Below are 23,729 nucleotides of genomic sequence, written 5' to 3' on the forward strand. Positions count from 1 at the left end.
TCTATCAGCCTATAGTTGAGAGTCCTTTGACTTGCAATAGAAAAAGAAGAAGCACGTCAATGAGAAATAAGTCTCATTGGCGTGCTTTTTACGTTGAAGTGTTGCTTTATTTAGTCCTTGTAGCAAATGGCTTCTATTTCTACAAGACCTCCCTTAGGAAGTGATTTGATAGCAAATGCACTACGAGCAGGGAAGTCTCCTGTAAAGTATTTTTTATATACCTCATTCATAGCCGCAAAGTCATTAATATCTGCTAAGAAACAGGTAGCTTTTACTACATCATTTAGGGTGAATCCGGCCTTTTCTATTACGGCTTTCAGATTGCTGATGACTTGTTCAGTTTGCTCTGTGACTCCTCCCTTTGCAAAGTCACCCGTAGCAGGATCTAAACCGAGTTGTCCGCTGGTGAAGAGAAAATTGCCACATGCTACGGCCTGACTGTAAGGACCTATAGCCTTAGGAGCTTTTTCAGTTGCAATGATTTTTTTCATGATAATGAATTAGTTATTGGGTTGTTATCAATACAATATTATAGTTATAGAGATAATCTCTGTTTAGTAATCTCAAAGAGGAGTATCCCGGCAGCTACAGATACATTTAGAGAGGAGATGTGTCCCATCATTGGTATGTTAACCATTTGATCTGCTAAAGCAAGAGAACGCTCACTTAGTCCATGATGCTCATTACCCATGATCAAGGCAACAGGTCCCTCAAATATGGCTTTATCACAAGATATCGTTCCTCTTTCACTGGCAGCCGTAAGTCCGATACCACTCTCCTTTAGGAAGGTGAGTGCACGAGGTAAAGAGGCTACACGAGCTACAGGAATTCGCAGCAAAGCCCCTGCAGAGGCATTTACTGCATCAGCTGTAACGGATACACTATTCCGCTGGGTAATCACAATCCCATGGCAGCCAAAGCATTCTGCTGAACGTGCAATAGCACCAAAATTTCGGGTATCGGTAAGTTCATCCAAGACAATAAGAAAAGGGATTTCGCCATTTTCATATAACATGGGAACAAGCTGCTCCAAGTTGGCATACTCAATAGGTGATGCAATAGCTACACAGCCTTGGTGTGCTTTACGTGTCAGGCGATTAAGTTTCTCAATGGGTACTTCTTTAACAGGAACTCCTGCAGTACGTGCCATTTGCTTAATAGACTGCACTTCCGGTGATATAAGGCCCTTTTTTAAATAGATTGTATCTATTGGATTTCCATTGTGGAGTGCCTCAGCTAAGGCATGTACACCATATAGGAGTTGTTCTTTAATCATTGTGATTGAGTAGTGCTTGTGCAGCTTTTAATGCTGCAGGAGTTATTTCATGTCCGCTCAGTAGACGAGCTATTTCTTGCTCCCTTTCTTCTGTGGATAGAGTCTTAAGAATGGTTTGTGGTAGAGGATCTTCTTTTTTGTAGATCATCATTTGTGTTACACTTCGTGCTGCTATCTGTGGAAGGTGCGTGATGGCGATTACCTGCATAACATGCCCCATACGTAGAAGTAACTGCCCCATTTTGTCAGCTGTACGACCCGATACACCGGTATCTACTTCATCAAATAGTATGGTAGGTAAGCTTTCGTGCTCTGCCAATAGAGCCTTGAGTGCCAGCATAAGACGGGAGATTTCCCCTCCCGAGGCAATCTCTCCGACCGGTTGTGGAGGTAACGTACGATTAGCTGAGAAGAGAAGGGTTACACTATCTATACCATCTGGCGTAGGAGTGGTCATTTCTGTGACCTCTATTTTTACAGTAGCATGTGGCATTTCTAAATCATGCAACATATCACTTAGGGAAGAAGCCATTACTTTCGCAGCTCTCAAGCGGAATTCATGGAGTTCCTTTGCCACAGATAGTAATCGTGCATGTGCTTCCGAAAGACTCTTTTCTGCCTGTTTGAGATCAAGATCTCCACTCTCATATAGTGAGATCCGAGAAGCCAATTCATTACGTAACGATATGAGTGAAGCTGTATCTTCTGTGTGGTACTTACTCATCAATCGATTGAGGAGGTCATAACGCTCTGAGGCCACTGTTAATCGGTCCGGATCAGAGTATGAATCGTCTGCTATTCTGATAAGGTCTCCTGCAATATCAGCTAAGTCAATGCGAGCACGACTAATGCGCTCCACGTATTCATTTATATCGGATGAAAAATTGCGTATGCCACCTAGCGTTTGTTCTACTGACGCTATACGAGATATGATATTATCTTCGTCTTCTTGGAGTAGACGACAAGCCTCAAGGAGTCCTTGCTTGATCTCCTCTGCATGCTCTAAGGCGTCTAATTCATCGTGTAAAGAAATTTCTTCTCCTTCAATAAGATGCGCATTGTCCAATTCGCTAAAGCGAAATGAATCGTAGTCATAGTTCTCTGCTGCTTGTCTGATTCGTTCCGCTATCTCGTCACGTGTTTGCTTGGCTTTTAGGTATGCAGAATAGGCCTCTTTATAGCTTTGAAGAGGATTGTCAGGAGGAAGTAACCGATCAATGGCTGTAAGTTGAAAATTACCATCAGACAGGAGAAGATTGCGATGTTGCGAATGTATATCAATGAGTTGCAGTGCTACTTGAGAGAGATTGGCTAATGAGGTAGGCGTATCATTAACAAATGCTCTACTGCGTCCTGATGCAGTGATTTCCCTACGGAGAATGCATTCGGAGGAATCGGTCGGTAAATCTAAAGTATCCAGTAGTTCATTGAGCCGCTTGGGAAGCTGAGAGAACGAAGCTTCTATGATACATTTTTCCGCGCCATTTCTTATTAAGCTACTATCACCCCGTTTGCCCAAAAGCATAGAAAGAGCCCCTACAAAAATACTTTTTCCGGCTCCGGTTTCCCCTGTAATCGTGGTAAAGCCGGAGGTGAAACTTACCTGTAGATGATCAATCAAGATGAAGTTACTTATGGATAAATCAGTTAGCATACGGAGAAAATGGTTAGTTTCTTAGCTTCGACAGAACATTTCCTTCAGTCGGATATAGTTTGTTCAATATCTTGCGAGCTGACTCTTTCTCGTTTTTATTTGCTTTCTCCGCAATAGCCACTAATTCAGCAAGTTTGCTTTCGGAGAAGATCATCAGTAGGGGAGAGGAGTTGCGATCTTGCCATACTTCCTCTAGCATGGATAAGGACTCCAGCATGGTAGTTCTACCACGTTGTACGTTAGCTACTAACTCATCTAAGCCTTTACGATGATAAAGGTACCAATACTGCCTGAAGGGTTCTTGAGCCGGATCATTTAAAGCTGCAGCAATTGCGTGCCGACTATGCGTACCATCGAAGGCATTCCAGCCCTTTGTATCAGGTATCTGTGCAGCTGTATTCACCAGTTGTTGAAGTTGGTTGCAGGCAACTGTTCCCCCTAATGGTGAAAAGCTATCTAAATCCAATGCTAAAACCACATAAAGCCAGTAGACAACAGTAGCTGTAAGGTTGTTATCTATGACCATAGGATTGTAGATGATTTGATCGTAGGGCTGATATTCAAAGGAGAGATCCACATCCCGAAAAGTAAGTAATGTGGTAGTGTAGGATGCATTGTACACAGGCCTTTGAGCTGTTATAAAGAGCTCGCCTTTGTACTTGCTATTGTCTTCAACAGAAATTAGGTTGAGCGCGATTTCGCAATTAATGCGTTCTATAGGTGAGAAGGTCAGAGCAGTAAAAGCATTGTCGTTTATCAAAGAGGTTAACTTACCTTCCAGATCATTGAACATGGATTTATCCGCATTGGGTAGTTGCTCCGTATTAATCTTTACGTGTGCCATAAACTCCTGTCCTCTAAGGGAGCATGAGAGTACTAAGGCACAGAGCAGCAAAAGATAGTATTTAATAGGCATGAGCTTGTTTCCCTACGACAAAGTCAACGATTTGCCGTGCTACCTCCTTTTTGTCAGTCAAAGGATATACAATAGGATCTTTCTCTTCTTTGTCAATGATGCGGATGCGATTGGTATCTACACCAAAGCCACTACCGGCCTCGCTTAGAGAGTTGAGCACAATAAAGTCTAACTGCTTACTCTTTAGCTTGCGCTGTGCTTCAAGCACATTGACCTCTGTCTCCAAAGCAAAGCCACCTGTTAGTTGATCTGATCGCTTCTGAGCAGAGAGCGTGGCTGCAATGTCGGGGTTTGGCTCTAACTCAATAATCAAAGGGTCTTGCTGCATCTCGCGCTTTATCTTGCCCTGGAAAGCTTTCTTCGGACGAAAGTCAGCTACAGCAGCTGAAAAAATGGCTATATCGCACTCTTTAAAGGGGCGCTCTGACGCAGCTAACATCTCTAAAGCAGTGGTAACCCGTATGCAATGCACACACTCAGGATCCGGTAAAGCTGAGGGACCTAATACTAGTGTTACTTCTGCTCCGGCATCTCGAAACGCTTCTGCTAACGCAATACCCATTTTCCCCGAGGAGTGGTTTCCTATGAAGCGTACTGTATCAATTGCTTCGTAGGTAGGTCCTGCTGTAATAAGTACCTTTTTGTTTCCTAATTGTTGGGATTTGGAAAAAAAAGCCTCTATGTGCTTAACAATAGCTTCAGGCTCCTCCATTCTTCCTTTCCCCTCTAATCCACTTGCTAAGAATCCATTCCCCGGCTCTATGATGGTGATACCACGACTTTTCAAGGTATTAAGATTGTCTGTAGTAGCCTCATGACGGTACATATCCAGGTCCATCGCAGGGGCTACAAAAGTCGGAGCTTTCATGGATAGATAGGTCGTGAGCAACATGTTGTCAGCTATCCCATTTGCCATCTTAGCAATGGTCGAGGCAGAAGCGGGAGCAATAAGCATAAGATCTGCCCATTGCCCGAGTGCAACGTGGCTATGCCAGGAGCCGTCGCGTCGGTCAAAGAATTCCGATACAACAGGCTTTTGCGTGAGGGTGGATAAGGTTAGCGGAGCAATGAACTCTTTGGCTGAAGGAGTCATAACGACTTGTACGTCAGCCCCCTTTTTAATAAGAGCACGCACCAAATAGGCGGATTTGTATGCCGCAATACTGCCCGTAATACCTAATACAATATGTTTCCCTACCAAACTTTCCATGATACACATAGATCAGAGTATCTTGTTGGCCGATAGCTTACTATACTCCAATCTCAATCTGGTAAAATGCTGCTTTGTATCGGCAGAAAAATCATTGTCCATTATCCAGCCGTAGTAGCCGGGATCCCTTTTCAGCACTTCTTCAACGGTTTGACCCTTGTATTTCCCAAAGTTGATGACCGGTTCATCCTTACTATTGAGCACGATGCGTCCGGCGAGATCCACATTCCTATTCTGTTGTGAGAACTCGGCCAAGAAAGCAACATCGTTTTTTAGGTCGTTAGGATAGCGATCCAATTGCCCCAAAAGAACCTCATAGGTAGCCCTTGTGTCTGCTTCTGCTGTATGTGCATCAGTAAGATCTTTGTTGCAGTAGAAGCGGTAAGCGGCCGTTAGGTTGCGTCGCTCCATCTTATGAAAGATGGTTTGTACGTCAATCATTCTCATCTTGGACAGATCTATGTCGTTTCCTACACGATGAAACTCCTCAGCCAGCATTGGCAAATCGAAGTGGGTAGAGTTGTAGCCTCCCAAATCGCATCCCCGTAACTTGTCTGCCAAACTTTTGGATATCTGCCTGAAGGTGGGGCAGTCGGCTACATCTTCGTTGGTAATGCCGTGGATAGCCGTTGATTCTGCCGGAATAGGCATCTCCGGATTAATACGTCGTGTCGTAGTCTCCTCTAATCCGTCCGGGAAAACCTTTAGAATGGAGATCTCCACAATGCGGTCTTTTACAATGTCAAGCCCGGTCGTCTCCAAATCGAAGAAGACGATCGGTCTCGTGAGGTGTAGTTTCATTATTAACTATTTTGGTTGATAGCTGAAATAATATTAATCAAGGTCGTCCCTTCCGGCATACTGCTGGGTACTACTAAGAAGGAGCGCGTAATGTCTTTGATTTGGATTAGTACGGTATCCGACTCAATGTTGCCTAAGAGCTTTTGGAACCGCATGTTGTTTAGTTCAAATCGCGTGTTAAAGCCTTTCGGGTTACTGAGCGCAATTTGCTCTTTTGCGTGTCGGTTAGTTGCCTCGGAGTGGACAAGCAACTCAATACTGTTTTCACCCGGTGTAAAGATCACTCCTTCATCCTCTTTCATAAACTTATTCATACGACGCACCTTACTGAGTAGAATAGAGCTTTTGAGTTCCAATTCGTACTCTATGTCCTGTGGTATAATCGTGTGATAGGCAGGGAAAGGGGATTCGTTAAGCGTAGAAATGATCTCCACTGTGGCAATATTGAACTTAATACTGCTTTCGTAACGTGTGATCTGTACCTCTTCACCTAAGTAACGGGGCAAAAAGCTCTTTAGATAGGTTGCACAACTCTCAGGAAGCGTAAAAGCCGTTGATTGATTGCTATCTGCCGAAGGTAGAAAATTTCCTTGTACGGTATAGAGTGTAAGTACGAATCCGTTGGTGGCAACCATCTCCAAGCGGTCAGGGAAAAAAGCAAAGTGTACTCCGGCAAAGCTTGCGTGCTGTGTGTTGCTGTCCAAGCTTGCAGAGGTATATTCCAGCCCCTTACTTAGCATGTCCACATCAAAGTGGAATGTGTCCACCAATTTCTCTTCAGGCGTAGCGATTGCATTGTATTGGTCGCTTACAGAAACAGAGAAGCTGATTTCTCCCTCATCGAATAGAATGGTGAGTTGCCCTTCTCCATTAGGAGTCGGATCAAAGATATCCTTCCTCTCCTCCGTTTCATCGTTTTGCAAAACAATGGCAGAGTCATCAAACTGGAAGGTTAGCGGCTGCTCCGGAAGGTCTTTTACATAATCAACAATGTCGGATGGGTTTACTGAAAAGAAAATATCTTTTACATTGCTTTCTGCAGAAAGGGCAATAGAATCAGTGATTTGAAAAACGCCACTTCCTCCCGTTATATAGAGTACATTATCCTTGATTTGAAAAAGGAATTCGCTCATTATAGGGTTAGTATGCGTTGGGGGAACGGCTCTTACAATGCTCTGAAGCACAGCGGAGAGATTGCCCGAAGGAACCTTGAAAGTAATCATAATTTATGCTCAATTATTCGCTTTTCTACTAAATGCAAAAGTAGCAAATAACTGCGATTAAAGAAAGTTTATTCTTCTGATATACTGCGTGGCTTAAGAGACGAGAAAATCAGTCAAAAGAAATATGCAGAATGTAAAATACTATGGGCGCACAGCTGCATTCTGTATGTATTACGTGATGAAAAAAACGCCTACTACTTGTGTGGAGTAAGGCGGAGTTACTGTGCGTGCTTTTGTTGCATGGAATGGGGCAGCCAAAAGGTTCTGATCTTTGAATGAAAAGATCAGAACCTATCAAACGATAGATCTGTAGGTTTGAATTGAAACTATAGAACTATTTGTTAGTTGTTTCTTCATACGAAGAGGTTACCTTTGTAAGACCTTTTGAAAAAGGTCTCTTGCGTAGAGTGGTTGGTAGAAAAGTATTTAAGCTTGTGAATTAGTATGTCGGGAAATAGAAGCATCAAGAGAGTTGGACTACTCACCTCCGGAGGCGATGCCCCCGGAATGAATGCAGCTATTCGTGCCGTTACGAGGGCTGCCATATATCATGGAATAGAGGTAAAAGCAATATACAAAGGTTATCTTGGGATAATAGAGGGGCTCTTTAAATCATTTCGAACGGAGGATGTAAGTAATATCATTCAGCGCGGAGGTACTATTCTCAAAACAGCCCGCTGCGATGAGTTTAGGACAGAAGAGGGAAGGAAAAAGGCTTACGCCAACCTCCGTGAGCAAGGAATAGATGCCCTTGTGGTGATCGGAGGGGATGGCTCTCTCGCCGGGGCAAGAGCATTGGCACAAGAGTACAATTACCCTATAGTAGGGGTGCCTGCCACGATAGACAACGACTTACAAGGAACTGACCTAACTATAGGCTATACAACAGCTTTAAATACGATAGTGGAGGCAGTGGATAAGATCCGCGATACGGCATCATCCCACAATCGGCTTTTCTTTGTGGAAGTGATGGGGCGTGAAGCCGGTTTCTTGGCTCTCAACGGAGCTATTGCAGGGGGATGCGAAGCGGCTATTATTCCTGAAATGCACCATACAACAGGGCATATAGAGGAGAGTATCAGCAGCGGCTTCCGCAAAACAAAGAGCAGCAGTATCGTATTGGTAACGGAAAGCAATGAGGAAGGGGGCGGTGCAATGGCAGCCGCAGCCAAAGTACAAGAGCGCTTCCCCGACTACGATGTGCGTGTAACTATATTAGGGCATATTCAGCGTGGGGGTAGCCCCTGCGCCACTGACCGAATAATGGCAAGCCGTATGGGCGTAGCTGCTATAGAGGCTCTCCTTGAGGATCAACGCAATGTAATGATCGGTTATGATCATGATGAGATTGTATATGTGCCTTTTGTAAAGGCAATTAAAGACCATAAGCCTATTCACGAAAAATTATTAGAGATAGTAAATATCCTCTCCATATAAGTCTTATGAGGTGATTCTCATGCTTGACGAAATACACACAGCACTTCTCGCTTGGTATCACGAGCATCAGCGTCTCTTACCATGGCGAGAGACGCGTGATCCCTATCTAATATGGGTTTCAGAGGTTATCCTACAGCAAACCCGTGTAGTGCAAGGATTGGATTACTATTATCGTTTTGTAGAGCGTTTCCCCTCTGTGGATAGATTGGCAGAAGCCGATATAGATGATGTACTGAGCTTGTGGCAGGGGTTGGGATACTATTCGCGTGCAAGAAATATGCACAAGGCAGCTCGCAAGGTAGTGAGTGAGCTTGGAGGCGTCTTTCCTTCCGATTATGACACATTGCTCTCCTTGCCCGGAGTGGGGGATTATACGGCAGCTGCTGTATCCTCTTTTGCAGCTAATGCACCACATGCAGCTGTGGATGGAAACCTATTGCGTGTAATATCCCGCTTGACCGCTTCGGAAATACCTATTGATACTCCACAAGGAAAACGCTTTGTAAAGCACTATGTGGAGGAATTGATCGCCCTTGGCAAATCAGCTGAGGTGAACCAATCCTTAATGGAGCTTGGCGCACTATGCTGCATGCCACGTGAGGCAAGGTGCAACGAGTGTCCCTTGGCAAATAATTGCGCAGTAGCCGGTACGGGGCATGAACTTAGCTTGCCGCAGAAGAGTAGAAAGACCGCCGTCAAAAGTCGGTATATGCTTTATCTTTTGGTGGAGTCTTCAGAAGGAAAGCTTTGGATTAAGCGAAGGGAAGGCAAAGATATCTGGCACAGTCTATATGAGTTCCCACTTTATGAGAGCAGTGAGCCTATTGATCCGAAAAGGGTGGGAGAAGTAGTAGAAAGAGTATGGGGAAGCCATACTGCAGGCTCACTTACAGGCGAGTTTCGTTCATACGTTCATCGCTTGACCCATCGAGTGCTTTACATAACGGTTCTCAAAGCAAAAATAAAGGAAGGAAAGTCACCTTTCAAAGGGTTTATTGAAGTAAGAAAAGAGGAAATAGCCAATTATGGGATGCCTATCATCCTTACAAAGGCTATGGAAGAGCTCCTCTAATGACAATAGGGACAAATGCCGGTTACTACGATGTTGTAATCGGTAGCCTTAAAATTGTCGGGAAGGTGAATAGGGGGTATGTGAACGCTCTCGACACAGTATGTTTTACCGCATTTCATGCAACTAAAGTGAATATGGCTGACAAGTGGCATCCCCTCCTCAAATGAGGTGACTGCAAACTTGAAAAGTCCATTGGCATCCGTAATTCTGTGCACGGCTCCAATAGAGCCTAATACATGGAGTGCGCGTGAAACAGTGCTCTTATCGACACCATCGGCAAGCAACTCAATATCTTGCATAGTCAAAGCCTCGTCGGAGGAGGCTAAGGTATCGTATATCAGCTTCCTCGTAGGAGTAAGACGCTTATTATGAAGGCGGAAGAGCGCCTCTAATTTTTCGGAATCGGCCATTTTATCGATAATGTAAAGTCCGTAAACTATTAAGTATGGCTAAGAGTGTTACGCCAACATCAGCCAGAATAGCCCACCATAGCTCAGCTACTCCAAAGGCAGCGCAACCCATTACAATTACTTTTACTGCTAAAGCAAAGATAATATTCTGCAAGACTATCTTGTAGGTATAGCGTGAGAGATCAACGGCAGTCACCGTCCGATAAGGATCATCGCTTTGGATCACTACGTCGGCTATTTCGATTGTGGTATCGCTTCCTATCCCTCCCATAGCAAAGGATACATCGGAGAGGGACATGACAGGAGCATCATTAAGCCCATCTCCCACAAATGCTATTCCTTTCCCTTGCTTACGAAGTGCTTCCACTTCTTTAATCTTGTCATCAGGAAGAAGTCCGCCAAGTGCAACATCTACATTGAGTTCTTTTCCTATAGAAGCTACCACTGCCTTATTATCACCTGAGAGCATTATGGTCTTGTAGCCTCGCTCTTGTAGATCCTTAATTGTTTGCTGGGCAGTTGCTTTGGGCTTATCGGAGAGTATAAGCGTCATAACATGCTCTCCTGCACAAGAGATGAGAATGTGACTACTGCTTTCCTCCGGTAGTGCATGAATGGTAACCCGATACTTTTCCAGCAGCTTTTCATTGCCTACTAAGATCTCGTTGCCCTTGTCGTCCACACCCTTCATCCCCATACCGGTTATTTCTTCAATGTCAGAGAGTGGTGCTGTCATACTGCATTGCAGCTCTTGCGCATAAGCTACCACAGCTTGGGCAATAGGGTGAGAGCTGTCTCTCTCCAATGTGGCTACAGAGGAGAGAATGCTCTCTTTGTTGATACCATCGACATGAGTTAATGCTTTACTTATGCGAAAAACACCCTCTGTCAACGTTCCTGTTTTATCAAATACAAAAGTATCAATATGCCTCAGTCTGTCTAAGAAAAGAGCTCCTTTGAAGAGTAGACCATTCCGTGAGGCAGCCCCTAATCCACCAAAAAAACTAAGTGGTACGCTAATGACCAAAGCGCAAGGACATGAAGCAACTAGTAGCACTAACCCGTTGTAGAGGTAGTCGTGAAAAGGAGCGGCATTTCCGTTGTATAGTCCGAAGAAAAATGGTACGAAAATGAGTAAAACAGCAAGAGCTACAATAATAGGGGTATATATACGGGCAAAACGACGGATAAACCGTTCTGTGTCAGGTTTTCTTTCTGCACTATTCTCTACCATATTGATAATGCGCGACAAGGTGCTATCCTCAAATGGCTTATTCACCACGCCTTCAATAGGTTTCGATAGCACAATAGCACCGGCCATCACATCATCGCCCTGCTTACAATGTACGGGGAGGCTTTCCCCGGTAAGAGAAGAGTAATCAAAATCTCCGGCACTATCCATCAAGGTTACATCTAATCCGATGCGTTCCCCCGGTAAGAAGCGGAGCTTGTCCCCTACGGAGCATTTTCTTGCCTCCCTCTCTTCTGTGCCATTGGGGGTAATCACGGTAACAGTCTTTGGACGGATGTCGATTAAGGTCTGTATGTTTTTGCGAGCCTTATCGGAAGCCCTATCTTGAAGCAGCTCTCCTATAGAGTAAAGGAGTATTAGCAAAACGGACTCATGGTACTCACCAATGACAAATGCCGCAATAGTTGCGACAGACATTAGCATGAGTTCGTTGAACACATCACGATTCTTGAAAGCAAGCTCCAAGCCTTCTCGCAGCACGTTGTATCCGATTGGTATGTAGGCTAATAGGGAAACTGCCAAGATAATAATACCCCTGTAGGGTATATCTGGCGATAGCAGCCTAAAATCAAGTAATACGCTAACGATCAGTAGAATCGTTGAAATAGAGATTCTGATGATAAGTCCCTTAGCCGACTCTTCCTCAGAGTGGTCGTGTGAATGTGATTCCTTAGCGTGTTGCTCGCAGCAACATGCGCAACCGACAGGTTGTGCCGTTGGTTTATCTTTGCTATTAGCGATGTTTTTCTCCTTCATAGGTTAATACTATCTACTTGTCTAAAGCAAAGATAATGAGCCTAAATGCAACTGTGTTGCAATGCTCCGGAGAGAGAGGGTTTAAGCGATAATAAGTTCTTCAGCAATCCGTTTGGGCACATGATGTACGCCATCGGCAGTGCGCCAATACTGTACACTCCCATCGGCTACGAGCTTTTCTATAACTATCTGCTCAATACCTTTCCCAAAAGCAATTACCGAAAGAGGAGAGAATCTCTCCGGAATAGACAAAGACGCAACTAACTTGGCGGCATTGAATGCTTGTATGATACAGCCACTCCATCCCTCTGCAGTGGCCTGAAGCATGAGTGCTTCCAATTGAATCCCCTCGTCAAAGCGGGCTGAGGTGGCTATATCCGTATCTACCAATTGAATCACAAAAGCCGTTGGACGCTCGCCTTGTGAAGGACCATCCCAATCTTTTAGATACCCCGCCCAGTGTAACAGAGGGTAAATGAGCTCCAAATCATCCTTTTCAGTTACTATTTTATATTTCAAAGGCTGTAAGTTGCGTGCAGAGGAGGTGTATCGTAGATTTCCTATCCATGTACGCAATACCTCTTCCCGAATAGGTACACTTTCATCGAAGCGACGTACAGAACGTGTTTTCTTGATTAAGTCAATTAGTGTATTATTTTCCATTTTGTGATTATGTAAGCAATTGGTTTTGTTTTCTCAATATAAGCCTTGCCTCAGGCCCCATATTAAAAATTAGATCGTATATGCTTAGGTTTGGCACAAAGTGCTTTTTCCCTTCAAATAGCTGATAGTAGGGTATGGGCACAAAGTCACTACTCATCTGAGGAGTAGAAGGGTCAAAGCACCCTCTATAGTCATCATCAGTGATGCTTTGATAGGTTTCGCATAGCTCATAGTGGAGAGGTAACTCAATTAGTCGGACTATGGTGTCGATTAGAGCCAAACAAAAGTCAAAAAGATATTGAAAGCGTTGCCTTTCATATAGGGGCGTAATGGCATCTTCATAATACTCATAGTATGGGGTTCTGCCATAGCAACTTTTTATCGCCTGTAAATGCCTTGAATACCAGTGGTCATGAGGTGAAATCTCTACCTGTCGAATAGGGCATTCTCGGGAGGCTCCCTGCTTTACCGGTATGGTAAGCTCCACTATTCCCTGAGGACTTAATATGCGACAGCGATTGCGCCAAGTCTGTTTGACATAGTGCTCTGCTGCATCTATATAGGTACCTTCACTTAATAAAAAAGAAAAGTACTCTATACTTGGAGCATAACTAATGGGCAGTAGATGCCGAATATTAGAGTGCCTGCCCATGGATTGCACGCATCATTCGCTTGAAGCGTATTTTCCCTTTGAATAGAGGCTTATCTTTGTCTATTGAAAGCCAGAGAAACGAGGGTGTTCCTACGATGTGATCCTCCGGAACAAATCCCCAGTAGCGGCTATCGGCAGAGTTATGTCTATTATCGCCCAACATAAAGTAGTAGTCCATGGCAAACGTATACTCTGTTGCCTGTTGCCCATCAATCAATATATTACCGGAAGCATCGTACTCCAGTTTATGACCCTCATAAGCTACAATGCAGCGCTTATAGATAGCGAGCGAGGCACTGTCTAGGGTGATTGTCATTCCCTTTGCCGGTATGACCACAGGCCCCCAATTATCGCGAGTCCACCCTGTGTTGGCTTCCAATGGGTAGGTAAGACTTTCTGATGCTTTCTCTACGCTGATAGCCACCACACGCGGATCCTTTGCAACCTCTTTATAGCTTTCATTCGTAAGAGGAAAGAGGTAAAGTATTCCCTTGTTATCCTGTTCTAATGGTTTCAGTCCCTGCTTGTAGAGCAAGGCGTTGTCTGCGGCTGAAATAATACTCGAGCGTTGATCTGCCTTTGAAATTCCTAAATGCTCTATCTCCTCCTCAGTAAAGCGCTCCTTGCCCATTTGAATGTAGTAATTGAGCTGCCCTTTATCAGGAAAAGCTTGTTTCTTGTCATTTATAAAGACTTCGTTGTTACGAATTTCAATCTTGTCTCCGGCAGTAGCTACGCATCTTTTTACATAATGGTCACGACGATCCACCGGCCGGTAGACAATACGTCCGTAAATATCAGGGCGGTTGTGAAGTACCTCTTCGCCATATATTGCCTTTAGTGTGTAATAATCAGGATTAGGCATATTTAGGGCTACCGTATCTCCTGCAGGAAAATTAAATACAACCAAATCTCCCCGCTTAGGCTTGTGTCCACCCTTCAATCTCCTGTATGGATAGTGAGGCTTGTCTAAGTAACTTTTATGCCCCCTAAAAGTGTTGTGTGTTAGGGGAATAGCAATCGGAGTCATAGGCGTGCGAGGCCCATAACTAAGTTTATTGACAAAGAGGTAATCACCTACAAGCAGAGTCTTCTCCAAAGAGGAGGAGGGAATAGCGAAATTTTGGAAGAAGTAGGTACTCAGGAGGGTAACCCCTATGGCTGCAAATACCAAATCGCCTAATAATGATAAGAAGCCGCGTAGAAATTTATTCTTGACCCTGCTTACCTTGGGCCACTTAATATAGTGTAAGAAGTAGTAGTCTACGATAAGCGGAAGGAAAATAAACCAACCCCATCCTGCCCAAATAGCAAAAAGGATAAATAGGAGAGTGACAAAAGAACCCCAAATAAGCTGTCTGAGCTTCCTATTTTTCTCTTTGCGACCTTTTTTTTCTTGTTCCATATTGGATGATTATTCAGTAATGTCTAACATCTGTTTCATGTCCAAGGCGCCTTTGTGTTTCGTTGCATAATCGGCTGCCAGTAGTACCCCTTGGGCTAATCCCTTGCGACTAAACGCTTCATGCTCAATAGTGATACGATCAACCTGCGAGGTAAATGTAACGCCATGATAACCGGGTATTTGTCCTTCTCGTACAGATACAATGGGAATGATATGATTATCCTCTATAGCAGGTGGAGCAGGTGCCCAATTAGTATAGCTCGGGTCAATATCGATCAAGTCGTTGGCAAGGGCGATTGCTGTACCACTTGGAGCATCTTTCTTAAATATGTGGTGTCTTTCTTCTATGGAAGGCAAGTAGCCGTTTACGTGAGTTAATAGATTGGCTAAATGCCTATTTAGTGAATAAAGTAAATTGACACCGATGCTGTAGTTGGGGGCATAGAAGAAACTCCAGCCATTCTGTTCACTGAGTGCTTGAAGCTTTTTTACCCCCTCGTTCCATCCTGTTGTGCCACTCACTACAGGATAGCCGGCTTCCAAAGCAGTAAGACAATTGTTGTAGGCTTCTTCAGCAATGGTGAATTCAATACATACGTCCGCTTGAGGTAGCACTGCAGTACGGCTAAAAGGCTTGCCTTGCTGAGTGTCAAAGCAAGCTACAATGTGATGACCGCCAAGCAACGCTTCTTCTTCTACAGCTTGACCCATGCGTCCGTGCCCAATAAGTATAATGTCCATTTTTCTATCTTTTACTTACTATCTCATGCCAAAGTTACCGATTTTACCTCATAGTGAGCGATCTTAGAGAAAAGACCTCACGCCTTATTACCCGTTACCTTTTAGTTACTGTTACCGGAAATTAAAGTACTTGTTACTATTCGTGCGGAATACATTTGAAAAGAAAGTCCCTTGGAAAAGGAATAGCTTTCTACTAAAGTCTCTGTCAATATGGAATAATAACAGCATTAATTATTTAACTTTGATGATAAATAGAAAATAAGTCAGTTGAATTGAAAAAGATTAAGATGAAAACATCTACTACATCAAGGTCTCTTATCTCATTGTTTTGCTCTTTCTTAGCGCTTTCTATGGGGTTAGTAGCCAGTGCATTGCGTGCAAATGCGGAAAGTCTCATTACCTTATCCACTGCTAAAACAGCCGGAGAGACAGTAAAAATAAGAATTGTGGGTGAAGCTCCCATCACTATGGAGGGGGTGAAGGAGGAGCCTGTTATCAACAAAAAGGGACTTGCCGTCTACACTTTGACCGCAGGTAATATAGTAATTCATGGAAAGGTTACCGAGTTGTATTGCTATACCAACTCTATTTCGGGTTTAACCCTCAAGGGGACGGATGCCTTACAATTACTGGATTGCACCACAAACCAAATTACCTCTTTAGACCTTACAGAAGCTCCTAATTTGCAGAAGCTTTTCTGCTATGACAATAGAATTTCTTCGCTTATTCTCCCCAATCAAGCGAAGTTAACTGAACTGTGGGCTTCTACCAATCAGCTTTCCGCAATAGATTTATCTCATGTACCCATGCTGGAAGAGTTGTGGTGCTCTGAGAATCTCATCTCCTCTTTGGATCTTTCAAAGGTGCCAAACTTGAAGTTTCTTTATTGCCATCAGAATGCTATCACTAAACTCGATTTGTCCGTTGTACCAGAGTTACTCCAACTCTATTGCCACAAAAATAAGCTTTCTACCTTAGATCTCTCCGGCCTAAAAAAATTAATCTGGTTAGATTGCAGTAGCAATAATCTTACTTCGCTGAGCATTGAGCCAACCCCTGTATTAGAAAAGCTCGTTTGTGCCGATAATAAGTTGACAACCTTTGACCTAACGCCCGCAAAGAGCTTGCAGGAATTCCACTGCAACGGCAATCTCTTTTCTTCGCTTGATCTATCACCGGCACGTAATCTTTTCTGGTTGCAGTGCTATGGAAATACCATAAAGGGAGAAAAGATGACCGCTATGATTGAGAGTCTTGTGAATAGAATGAACAGTAGGGGAGGGGCTGTTATAGCTGTAAAAGCAATTCCTTCGGAGCCGGATAATGTCTGCCTTACTACCGATGTAACTAAAGCAAACAATAAGAATTGGTATATCTATAATAGTGACAAAAAACCCTATGATGGCGCACCGGTTTTTGCTGCATTACATCAAAGCGAACGACTGTTATTCTATCCTAATCCTGCAAAAGATTACCTAACAATACAAGGCGCAGAGCCTAATACTGTAGTGTCGCTATACACACCTAATGGCAGACTCTGTATGCGTACTAATACCAATGAAGCAGGTGAGGCCTATTTATCGTTGACTGCCTATGATGCTGGTAATTACCTGCTGCGTATAGGTACATCTGTACAGGTACTTATGATTGCCCGATGAACTGAACTAAAGGAGATCCTTACGAAAAATATGGGGGCGCAGTATGATACACATACTACGCCCCATTATTTTATCTGCATCCTTCAGCGGAAAGCCATATCCTTTGATAGATGATACAATTATGTACCAAGCATACTCATTTAGTGATTGAGGTGGCCCTTTAATGAGAAGCTATAAGGTATCTGATAGCTTTAGCCTTCATGTGTAGAGTAAGGAAAAGACTATCCAAGGGTTATAGACGCAAAGCTATAATTGGAGTGTAAAAATACAGACGCATCATTTACAATGCGTCTGTAAGATAAAGGAAGACAGGGCCCACTTGAATAGGACTCCGGTCGAGTAATAATATTATTCGGAGAGGATGGCTTCGTGAAGAATCTCTCCCACCGTCGGATGTGGGAAACAGTTTCTACGAAAAGTCTCTACATTAGTTTCTTCAGCAATGGCAATAGCTACCGGTAGAATGATCTCACTAGCCGGATTGCCAAATATGTGGCAGCCAATGATCCTATCTTTACTATCGGTAATTATTTTGCAAAGTCCGTTTACTCCCTCAGACTCTACAATGAAGCGCCCTGCGTAAGTCATAGGTAGCTTCATTACTTTATAAGGGATACCTTCGGCTTGAAGTTTTTCCTCTGTAGCCCCCACACCGGCAATTTCAGGATGGGTGTAGACAATACCGGGAATAGCATGGTAGTTCATTCCTCCTGCTTCTGAAATGCCTAAAATGCGTTCTACTGCAACCTCTCCTTCTCGCACGGCAGTATGTGCTAAAAGCGATGTTCCATTGATATCTCCAATGGCATAGACGTGTGGATGTGAGGTCTCCAAGTAGTTGTTCGTTTTGACAGCGGCTCTATTCTTTTCTATAGAGAGGGTCTCCAAACCTAAATCATTTGCCTGTGGCCGGCGACCTACACACATCAAGATCTTTTCTGTTTCAATGGCTTCAGTACTTCCATCAGGATGCTCTACGGAAACTTTTCCCGGGGCGAGTGCTACTACTTTGGTATTCAACAGAATGTTGATCCCACGCTTTACAAGCGATTCACGCAGCATTGCAGAGGTTTCTTTGTCCATGTTACCCAGTATTTCAGGCATCATCTCAATGACAGTTACCTGTGAGCCCAAAGATTGATAGAAGTCAGCGAACTCAATTCCAATTACGCCCCCACCGATGATAGCGATGCTTGTTGGCAACTCTTTTGCTTCCAGAGCCTCACGAGAGGTAATGTATCCTGAAGTCTCAGCTCCAGGGATAGGGGGAATGACCGGTTCGCTACCGGTCGCAAGGATTACATCTTTTGCCAAATAATCAGTACCATTGGCTGTAATACGAATGGCTTCCCCTTCCGTACCATTAAGACGTGCGCGACACTCTACAACCTCTACACCGCACTCCTTTAGGCGCATAGATATACCGGCAGTGAGTTTCTTCACTATCTTATTCTTGCGTGCTGAAATACGCTTGAAGTCTACATTTAAGTCTCCTTCATATTTGATCCCCATCTTTGCAGCTCCTTGCATATCCTGTAACAGATGAGCCGAATGAAGTAGTGTTTTAGTAGGGATACAGCCCTCATTGAGGCATACTCCACCAATTGCACGCTCTTCAAAAAGAACAATCTTCTTTCCCTTAGCTGCAGCAAAAAGAGCTGCACTGTAGCCCCCGGGGCCTCCCCCGATAATCGCTATGTCATACATATGGCTATAAAAATATTTAGTCTGTTGTTATTCGTCTATTGTTGTTTAACTGTTTGTATCCGATTCTCTTGTGTGGACTAGTTTATTCTCTAGAACCCTATTCAAAAATAGTGAAAAAGTGTGACTTAGTTAAAAGGTAACCTCTTCAGTTAGAAATGAATTTATTAGGGCTTAAGGCTGTTTTTCATAAAAATAGAGCTTTTCGCTGCAAGTGCGTGCGAAAGATTAGCCTCCAATCACTTCGCGGTAGAAATCAAAGGCATTGCGTAGTTGTACACGAGATGCATTAATTTTCATGGGTTCCCCAATACGACGTAAGGCTATGATAGCAATATCGTCACCACTGTTTTTCTTGTCCTGAAGCATTAGGTTGATAATGTCGTTATACTGCTTACACTCAAAAAAGTAGGGAGAAAAGAACTCTTTTGCAAAATCTACGATTTGATGCATCCTTTCCAATGGAAAGCCAAGCAGCTTGTGCGAAATATAGAGCTCTACAATGATGCCGATCATAACTGCTTCACCATGCCTAAGGGCAGGATGTCTAAGAGGCTCTAAAGTGTGGGAAAAGCCTTCTAAGGCATGTCCTACCGTATGACCTAAATTGAGATATTGACGAATTCCTAAGTCGTAGGGATCGGCTTCGACAAAACGTTTTTTGATCGTTACGCATTGATCAATTAGTTCTCTAAGACCCATCCCATTATTTAATGGGTCAGTGGTAAGTACTTTAGCAAAGAACTGGTCATCTTCCAGCAAAGCATATTTAAGCACCTCTGCATAGCCACTGAGTATTTCTCTATCGCTTAGAGTTGTGAGAAATCTTTCATCAAGCAAGATGGCGTTGGGCTCCTGAAAAACGCCCAACAGATTCTTTATGTCGTCTGTATTAATAGCAGTTTTCCCACCATAAGCTGCATCCACCATAGCCATCAGTGTCGTGGGAACGTAAGCAATAGGTACTCCACGCTTATAGATTGCTGCAACAAAGCCACAGAAGTCTAATAAAGAGCCACCTCCAACTACATAAATAAGAGAATGACGCGTTACTCTGCATCTATTCAGCCAAAGTGCAATTTCTTTTACAAGACCTAGTGATTTGACTTCTTCTCCCCCTGTCAGGTAGAGTCTCCTATTCTCAGGTACAACCCTAAAGATGGGCTCCAAAAGAGCTCTTTGCCCATCTCTAAGGTTTGAGTCAATGATTGCTACAGTTTTGTCCGGATTAAGCCGTGTATGCAATGCCTGTAGCGTCTCCTCAGAATAATCTGTGTGGCAGAGCAAAATCTACAAAAATCAGCCTTTTGCTTCTATATTATGGATAATCTGTTGCATGGCCTCCTTAAGCCCTTCGTCTCCTTTCCCTCCGGCAGTGGCAAAATGAGGTTGTCCACCTCCTCCACCTCGTATCAGTTTAGCAGCATTGCGTACCAAATCTGATGCATTCAGACCGGCTTGGATAAGCTCTTCAGTAAGAAGAACTGTGAGTAGGCTTCTAATACCAGTATAAGTAGCTGCTACAAAAGCAAAAGGTTCCTTTACTTCGCCCTTGAGCTGGAAGGCTAAATCCTTTACAACATCAGGTTTTACATCGCCTTCCAGAGTGAATAGTCTATAGGATGCGACTGTTTGTTTTCCTTGAAGTAGTTGCTTCTTGAGCGTTTGAGTTTTCTCTGTATAGAGGGCTTTAAGTTCAGCCTGGTAGTTCTTATTTTCTTCAATAAGTCGCTGAATTGCCTTGTTAACGTCAGGGGTCCCGTTTAACTGCTCGCGTACAGATCTAAGCAAATCTTCTTGATCGTACATCCAGCGCTCTGCATTAACCCCGGTGACTGCCTCAATACGTCGTACTCCGGCAGCAATAGAGCTTTCTGAGGTGATGCGGAACATGCCGATCTTTCCTGTAGATGCGATATGTGTACCTCCACATAGTTCAATGGAATCTCCATATCGTAGGACACGTACTACCTCTCCGTATTTTTCACCGAAGAGTGCCATTGCTCCCATTTGCTTAGCCTCTTCAATTGGCACATTGCGCATTTCATCGCGTTTGATGTCTTGGCGAATAAGTTCATTCACACGTTCCTCTACACTACGTATCTCTTCCTCTGTCATCTTGGCAAAGTGAGAAAAGTCAAAGCGTAATACCTCCGGGCTAACAAAAGATCCTCTCTGCTCTACATTTTTGCCTAACTTCTCGCGAAGAGCCTGATGTAACAAGTGGGTGGCTGTATGGTTAGCCTCTGTTAAGGTGCGTAAAGAGCAATTAATACGTGCAGTAAAGGTTTGCGATACGTCCTTAGGTAACTGGGGCATAAGGTGCACCGCTAAATTATCCTCTCTCTTTGTATCTATAATGGGATAAGCCTCTCCACTTTCGTCTATAAGCGTACCACTGTCTCCGACTTGTCCTCCCATTTCTGCATAGAATGGTGAGTGAGAGAGTACGACCTGATAGAAGCTTTTATTCTTTTGCTTGATCTTTCGGAAGCGAAGTATATCGGTGGTACATTCGGTCTGATCATAGCCAACGAATAGGGTAGTGCCTTCATTTACGTTTATCCAGTCCTCTGTTTGTACTGAGGCTGCTGTGCGAGCACGCTCCTTCTGTGCCATTAATAGTTCATTAAAGCGATCCAAATCAACCGTTTTGTTGTTTTCGTGCGCTATTAATTCAGTAAGGTCCAGAGGAAAGCCAAAAGTATCGTATAGTGTAAAGGCGTCATCTCCACTGAGCTGTGTATCAGATCCAAGCTCTTCTATCTTTTTACTGAGTAATTTGATTCCAGCTTCAAGAGTTCGCAAAAAACTTTCCTCCTCTTGTAGAATGACTTTTTCTATCAGTTCGCGCTGCCCAATCAACTCTGGATAGGCATCTCCCATTACCTCAATGAGCGTTGGTATCAATGAATACAAGAACGGTGACTTAAAGCCGAGGAATGTGTATCCATAGCGCACGGCACGTCTCAAAATTCGTCGTATTACATAACCTGCTTTTGCATTGCCAGGAAGTTGACCATCGGTAATGGCAAATGCAATAGTACGTACATGGTCTGCAACAACCCTCATGGCTATATCGGTAGCTGCATTATCTCCATACTGCTTACCTGAAGCAGTACCAACGGCCTTAATCAATGGTTGGAATACATCGGTGTCGTAGGTTGATTGCTTTCCTTGCAGCACCATACACAAGCGTTCAAATCCCATACCGGTATCGATTACCTTATGTGGTAAGGGGGACAACTCGCCTGATGCATGTCTATTGTATTGCATGAAAACGAGATTCCATATCTCTACTACACGCGGATCATCCTTATTTACTAAGGTATACCCCGGTTTCGCTTTACGCTCTTCATCACTACGCAAGTCTACATGTATCTCTGAGCAGGGACCACAAGGACCTTGATCGCCCATTTCCCAAAAATTATCATGAGCATTTCCACCAATGATTCGATCCGCAGATACCCATTCAGCCCAATAGTCTGCAGCTTCTTGATCTCGCTCTAACCCGTGTGCCTCATCTCCTTCAAATACAGTGATGTACAGTCTGTCCTCAGGAATGTTAACTACTTTAGTGAGAAACTCCCAGGCATACGCAATGGCCTCTTTTTTAAAATAATCTCCGAAAGACCAATTGCCGAGCATCTCAAACATAGTATGGTGATACGTATCATGTCCAACCTCTTCCAGGTCGTTGTGTTTGCCACTTACACGGAGGCATTTTTGCGCATCAGAGACACGTTTGTAGGTCGGTGCCACATTACCCAAGATAATATCTTTAAATTGATTCATCCCCGCATTAGTAAACATCAACGTGGGGTCGCCCTTAATAACCATCGGGGCAGAAGGTACAATATGATGCTCTTTTGAGGCAAAGAAATCGAGAAAAGCCTTTCGTATATCTTGAGATGTCATCATTGTTCTATATGTTTTATGAATCGTATATTATTTTCTTTGTAAAAGGAGTCGTATCGTTTTATAATTTCAAGTGCTTCGTTTACCTGTTCGTCAAGTGACTGTAGCCCATTGATAGGATGAAGGGTAAAGCCCCGTCGTTCCATTCCTCTAAACCATGTCATTTGCCTTTTGGCAAACTGGCGAATCGCTATTTCAAGGAGACGCAAGGCCTCTCCCTTTGTGAGCTCTCCTATAAGATATTGAGTGATATAACGGTACTCCAATCCATAGTTGATCAGAGTTTGTACAGGAACCTTATTTTTAATCAGATTCTCTACCTCATTAATCAATCCTTCCTCCACACGGCTTTGTAGTCTGTTGTGAATACGCACTATGCGCTCTTCTTTGGGTATATCAATTAATAGGAGTATGTGGGGAAGAGGAGCGTTCTGTTGCTTGCTGTCTTCTTCGTGATTGGCTTCATAAGTAGCTATCTCAATGCTTCTCACAAGACGCCTCATATTGTGGGGATCTGCTACAGATCTCTCCTTGTGAAAGCGAGCTAAAATATGACATAAATCCTCTGCCGAGAGGTGCTCTTCCAACTCTGTGCGAAGGGCAGGATTGATAGGAGCTTTAGAAAGTGCAACCCCCTTGAGGGCTGTTTCTAAGTACAAGCCACTTCCTCCCACGAGAAATGCTCTTTTATGCTTCTTTATTACTGATTGGTAAGCTTCATTAAATGCCGTCTGCCAACGGAATACATCAATAGAATCTCCTGCATCCAATATATCTATTAAATGATACGATATGCAGGTTCCATCATTAAGGATGTATGAACGCAGATCTTTTCCTGTGCCAATATTCATTCCACGGAATACCTGTCGGCTGTCTGCGCTGAGGATTTCTCCCTCAAGAACTGCAGCAAGGCGTACCGCTAGCTCCGTTTTGCCGGATGCGGTAGGTCCTGCTATTGCTATAATTGGCTCAGTCAAGGTT

Annotated in this window: 20 protein-coding genes; 3 read left to right on the forward strand and 17 right to left on the reverse strand. The window is 43.7% G+C overall.

Features of this window, described 5'->3' with window-relative positions; all coding sequences use genetic code 11:
* Positions 1-110 precede the first annotated feature (110 nt).
* From ACLWMH_RS03440 to ACLWMH_RS03470, 7 genes are read right to left on the reverse strand one after another with little or no spacing between them, the layout of a single operon-like run.
* Positions 111-491, reverse strand: a complete 381-nt coding sequence (locus ACLWMH_RS03440) for a RidA family protein (protein ID WP_411915348.1) — start codon at positions 489-491, stop codon at positions 111-113.
* Between the two features lie 44 nt (positions 492-535).
* Positions 536-1,276, reverse strand: coding sequence for a 23S rRNA (guanosine(2251)-2'-O)-methyltransferase RlmB (rlmB, locus tag ACLWMH_RS03445; RefSeq protein WP_411915349.1), 741 nt, complete (start codon positions 1,274-1,276; stop codon positions 536-538).
* The gene (gene recN / locus ACLWMH_RS03450; RefSeq protein ID WP_411915350.1) at positions 1,269-2,930 is read right to left on the reverse strand and encodes a DNA repair protein RecN; all 1,662 of its coding nucleotides are present in this window, start codon (positions 2,928-2,930) and stop codon (positions 1,269-1,271) included. Before recN ends, rlmB begins: the two co-directional genes overlap by 8 nt.
* Before the next feature lie 13 nt (positions 2,931-2,943).
* Positions 2,944-3,846 (reverse strand): type IX secretion system protein PorD, encoded by a 903-nt coding sequence (gene porD / locus ACLWMH_RS03455; RefSeq protein WP_411915351.1) that lies wholly within the window; start codon positions 3,844-3,846, stop codon positions 2,944-2,946.
* Positions 3,836-5,056 carry a bifunctional phosphopantothenoylcysteine decarboxylase/phosphopantothenate--cysteine ligase CoaBC gene (gene coaBC / locus ACLWMH_RS03460; RefSeq protein ID WP_411915352.1) on the reverse strand — a complete coding sequence of 407 codons (1,221 nt, stop codon included), beginning with the start codon at positions 5,054-5,056 and terminating at the stop codon, positions 3,836-3,838. Before coaBC ends, porD begins: the two co-directional genes overlap by 11 nt.
* Positions 5,057-5,068: 12 nt before the next feature.
* Positions 5,069-5,857: an exonuclease domain-containing protein gene (locus ACLWMH_RS03465; protein WP_411915353.1), complete on the reverse strand. Its 789-nt coding sequence runs from the start codon at positions 5,855-5,857 to the stop codon at positions 5,069-5,071.
* A gap of 2 nt (positions 5,858-5,859) precedes the next feature.
* Positions 5,860-7,080: a hypothetical protein gene (locus tag ACLWMH_RS03470; protein ID WP_411915354.1), complete on the reverse strand. Its 1,221-nt coding sequence runs from the start codon at positions 7,078-7,080 to the stop codon at positions 5,860-5,862.
* Positions 7,081-7,524: 444 nt separating this feature from the next.
* On the opposite strand from ACLWMH_RS03470, the gene pfkA reads away from it, so the two are divergent.
* Positions 7,525-8,517, forward strand: coding sequence for a 6-phosphofructokinase (gene pfkA / locus ACLWMH_RS03475; RefSeq protein WP_411915355.1), 993 nt, complete (start codon positions 7,525-7,527; stop codon positions 8,515-8,517).
* A gap of 19 nt (positions 8,518-8,536) precedes the next feature.
* Positions 8,537-9,589, forward strand: coding sequence for an A/G-specific adenine glycosylase (gene mutY / locus ACLWMH_RS03480; RefSeq protein WP_411915356.1), 1,053 nt, complete (start codon positions 8,537-8,539; stop codon positions 9,587-9,589).
* On the opposite strand, the gene ACLWMH_RS03485 is transcribed toward mutY, so the two are convergent.
* The 6 genes from ACLWMH_RS03485 to dapB form a co-directional block, all read right to left on the reverse strand.
* Entirely contained in the window at positions 9,586-9,999 is a 414-nt protein-coding gene (locus tag ACLWMH_RS03485; protein WP_411915357.1) for a Fur family transcriptional regulator, read from the reverse strand. The genes mutY and ACLWMH_RS03485 overlap by 4 nt on opposite strands.
* Position 10,000: 1 nt before the next feature.
* Positions 10,001-12,007, reverse strand: a complete 2,007-nt coding sequence (locus ACLWMH_RS03490; protein WP_411915358.1) for a heavy metal translocating P-type ATPase — start codon at positions 12,005-12,007, stop codon at positions 10,001-10,003.
* Positions 12,008-12,088: 81 nt separating this feature from the next.
* Positions 12,089-12,670: a nitroreductase family protein gene (locus ACLWMH_RS03495; protein ID WP_411915359.1), complete on the reverse strand. Its 582-nt coding sequence runs from the start codon at positions 12,668-12,670 to the stop codon at positions 12,089-12,091.
* A gap of 7 nt (positions 12,671-12,677) precedes the next feature.
* Positions 12,678-13,322: a WbqC family protein gene (locus tag ACLWMH_RS03500; RefSeq protein ID WP_411915360.1), complete on the reverse strand. Its 645-nt coding sequence runs from the start codon at positions 13,320-13,322 to the stop codon at positions 12,678-12,680.
* A complete protein-coding gene (lepB, locus tag ACLWMH_RS03505) occupies positions 13,306-14,727 on the reverse strand; it encodes a signal peptidase I (protein ID WP_411915361.1) in 1,422 nt (473 codons plus the stop codon). The genes ACLWMH_RS03500 and lepB overlap by 17 nt, the downstream gene beginning before the upstream one ends.
* A 9-nt stretch (positions 14,728-14,736) precedes the next feature.
* The gene (gene dapB / locus ACLWMH_RS03510; RefSeq protein WP_411915362.1) at positions 14,737-15,468 is read right to left on the reverse strand and encodes a 4-hydroxy-tetrahydrodipicolinate reductase; all 732 of its coding nucleotides are present in this window, start codon (positions 15,466-15,468) and stop codon (positions 14,737-14,739) included.
* 287 nt (positions 15,469-15,755) lie between these two features.
* Between dapB and ACLWMH_RS03515 the strand changes: the two genes are divergently transcribed.
* The gene (locus ACLWMH_RS03515; protein WP_411915363.1) at positions 15,756-17,126 is read left to right on the forward strand and encodes a leucine-rich repeat domain-containing protein; all 1,371 of its coding nucleotides are present in this window, start codon (positions 15,756-15,758) and stop codon (positions 17,124-17,126) included.
* A gap of 348 nt (positions 17,127-17,474) precedes the next feature.
* Here the strand turns inward: ACLWMH_RS03515 and lpdA are convergent, their stop codons facing one another.
* The 4 genes from lpdA to miaA all read right to left on the reverse strand — a co-directional run bounded on the left by lpdA (position 17,475) and on the right by miaA (position 23,725).
* Complete coding sequence (gene lpdA / locus ACLWMH_RS03520) at positions 17,475-18,833, reverse strand: dihydrolipoyl dehydrogenase (protein ID WP_411915364.1); 1,359 nt, start codon at positions 18,831-18,833, stop codon at positions 17,475-17,477.
* A 225-nt stretch (positions 18,834-19,058) separates the two neighbouring features.
* The gene (locus tag ACLWMH_RS03525; RefSeq protein WP_411915365.1) at positions 19,059-20,117 is read right to left on the reverse strand and encodes a 3-dehydroquinate synthase; all 1,059 of its coding nucleotides are present in this window, start codon (positions 20,115-20,117) and stop codon (positions 19,059-19,061) included.
* Between the two features lie 12 nt (positions 20,118-20,129).
* Positions 20,130-22,751 carry an alanine--tRNA ligase gene (gene alaS, locus ACLWMH_RS03530; protein WP_411915366.1) on the reverse strand — a complete coding sequence of 874 codons (2,622 nt, stop codon included), beginning with the start codon at positions 22,749-22,751 and terminating at the stop codon, positions 20,130-20,132.
* Entirely contained in the window at positions 22,748-23,725 is a 978-nt protein-coding gene (miaA, locus tag ACLWMH_RS03535; protein WP_411915367.1) for a tRNA (adenosine(37)-N6)-dimethylallyltransferase MiaA, read from the reverse strand. The genes alaS and miaA overlap by 4 nt, the downstream gene beginning before the upstream one ends.
* Positions 23,726-23,729 lie beyond the last annotated feature (4 nt).

Origin of the sequence: Porphyromonas miyakawae, assembly GCF_045865415.1 — a bacterium.
Taxonomy (GTDB): Bacteria; Bacteroidota; Bacteroidia; order Bacteroidales; family Porphyromonadaceae; genus Porphyromonas; species Porphyromonas miyakawae.